This window comes from Bradyrhizobium sp. JYMT SZCCT0428, assembly GCF_018131075.1.
Taxonomy (GTDB): domain Bacteria; phylum Pseudomonadota; class Alphaproteobacteria; order Rhizobiales; family Xanthobacteraceae; genus Bradyrhizobium.
Genome location: NZ_JAFCLS010000149.1, coordinates 1 through 2,457, shown reverse-complemented (window position 1 = coordinate 2,457; position 2,457 = coordinate 1). Strand labels below are relative to the sequence as shown.

Here is a 2,457-nt window from a genome sequence, read left to right as displayed (position 1 = left end):
GGCACGATTTCGAGGACGCGATCGACATCGAGGACGACCATGAGCTGGCCGTCGAGGCGGTGGACGCCGCCGGCGAGCTTGGCCATGCGGGGATCGAGATTGACGGGGTTTTCCTCGCGGCTGTCGTCGGGCAGCCTTAGCACCTCGCCGATCTGGTCGATCAAGAGGCCGTAGGACTCGCCGCGCAGGTCGACGCCAACCGCCATCGGCGGCTTGCCGTCGTCGTTCCGGGGTAGCCCGAGCCGGGCGCGCATGTCGACGACCGTGACGATGCGGCCGCGCAGATTGAGCACGCCGGCGATCTCGGCCGAGGACAAGGGAACGCGGGTCAGCCGCTCCGGCATGAACACGTCCTGGACGCGGGAGATCGGCAGGCCGAACAGCTGCCCGCCGATCACGGCGGTGACGTATTCGACCACGGTGCCCTCGATGGTGTCGGTCTTGGTTGTCATGATGTCTTGCCCTTAGCTCTATGCCGCGCGCCGGGTCTCGCCGGCGGTCTGTTCCTTCAGCGCCGCGATCAGGCCGGGACGGTCGAACTTGGCGACGTAATCGTGGAAGCCGGCCTGCCGGCCGCGCTCGATCGCCGCCGGAGAGACCATCGAGGACAGCGCGATGATCGGCATCGCGCTTAAGTGCTGGTCGGCCCGGATCGTCTCGGCAAACTCGAACCCGTTCATGTCGGGCATCTCGATGTCGGTCAGCACCACATCAAAAGTCTGGCCCGAGCGCAGCGCGGTGAGGCCTTCCTGCGCATTGGGGGCGACCCGCACCCGGTAACCGGCGGCTTTGAGTACCGGCGCCAGCATGTTGCGGAAGAAGGCTGAGTCGTCGACCAAGAGCACCGATTGCGCGGATACCGAGGGGCGCATCTCCTTGCGGGAGAACCAGTCGGCAAACGCCATCGGCAAGAAATGGCCGACGTCGATCACTTCGGTGGCCTGGCCCTTGATCACGGCCGAACCCAGAATGCCTTCACTGGAACCGGCGACCTCGATGTGCAGCCGCTCCTCGACGATGTCGATGATCTCGTCGACGACGAGCCCCATCGAGCGGCCGTCGTCGGCGAACACCAGGATCGGCTGGGCGCCCGAAGTCTGGACGTTGACCCCGTTCATCTGCACCAGCGGCATCAGCTGCTCGCGGTACTGCACCATGTAGCGGCCGTTAGAGAGTTCGATCTTGTCGGTGGCGATCTCTTCCAGCCGGGTGACGAGGCCGAGCGGCACCGCCTTGGGCTGGGTCGAGCCGGCGCGGAACACCAGCAGCGAGGTCAGCTGTTCGCCGGTGTTGGCATGCGCCGCCGCGTTCTCGTCCGCCATCCCCTGGGCGGAGGAGCCGGCGGCGCCGAGCGCCTTGGCAAAGCCGTTGGGGTCGATGATCATGATCACCGCGCCATCGCCCAGGATGGTGTTGCCGGAGAACATGTCGATGTGACGCAGTTTGGTGGACATCGGCTTGACCACGATTTCTTCGGTGTGGAACACGCCGTCGACCACGATGCCGAAGGTCTGGCTGCCGACTTGGGTCACCACGATAAAGCCGTTCTCGGGGTCTGACGAAGAGCCGTCGTCGATCTTCAGAAGCTTCTTCAGGTGCATCAGCGGCAGCAGCTTGTTGCGCAGTCTGAGCACAGCGGTGTCCTTGATGCGCTCGATGCGGTGTTCGGAGTTGGCGCGGGCGCGGACCAGCTCGACCACAGACAATTGCGGTATCGCAAAGCGGTCGCCGCCGGCTTCCACGATCAGGGCCGAGACGATGGCGAGCGTCAGCGGGATCTTGATGGTGACGCTTGACCCCTCGCCGGCCACCGACTTGATGTCGATGGTGCCGCCGATCTGGTCGATATTGGTGCGCACCACGTCCATGCCGACGCCGCGGCCGGAGACCGAGGTGACGGTGGCGGCGGTGGAGAAGCCCGGCGCGAAGATGAACTTGTGGATCTGGGCTTCGGTCATCTTCTCCAGTTCAGCCTCGGAGACGAGCCCGTTCTGCAGTGCCTTGGCCTTGATCCGCTCGGTGTTCAGCCCGCGGCCATTGTCGGCGATGCAGATGATGATGTGGCCGCCCTCGTGATAGGCGGAGAGGCGAATGGTGCCCTGCTCGGGCTTGCCGGAGGCCGCCCGCTCGGCCGGGGTCTCGAGGCCATGATCGGCGGAGTTGCGCACCATATGGGTGAGCGGGTCCTTGATCAGGTCGAGAACTTGACGATCAAGTTCGGTGTCGGCGCCGTGCATCTCCAGTTCGATCTGCTTGCCGAGTTCGCCGGAAAGGTCGCGGACGATCCTTGGCAGCTTCTGCCAGGCATTGCCGATCGGCTGCATCCGCGTCTTCATGACGCCTTCCTGCAGTTCGGCGGTGACGTTGGAGAGCCGCTGCAGCGGCACCTTGAACTCGGTGTCCTCGTTGCGGCGGGAGATCTCCAGCAGCTGGTTGCGGGTCAGCACCAGCTCGGAG

The 2,457-nt window shown here is 65.0% G+C and carries 2 protein-coding genes; both read right to left on the bottom strand.

Annotation, left to right across the window (positions count from 1 at the left end):
• The coding region (locus tag JQ575_RS44045; protein WP_212039383.1) for a chemotaxis protein CheW at positions 1–452 on the bottom strand (452 nt) is incomplete at its 3' end.
• 18 nt (positions 453–470) lie between these two features.
• On the bottom strand, positions 471–2,457 hold a 1,987-nt coding region (locus tag JQ575_RS44040; RefSeq protein WP_212039382.1), incomplete at its 5' end, for a hybrid sensor histidine kinase/response regulator.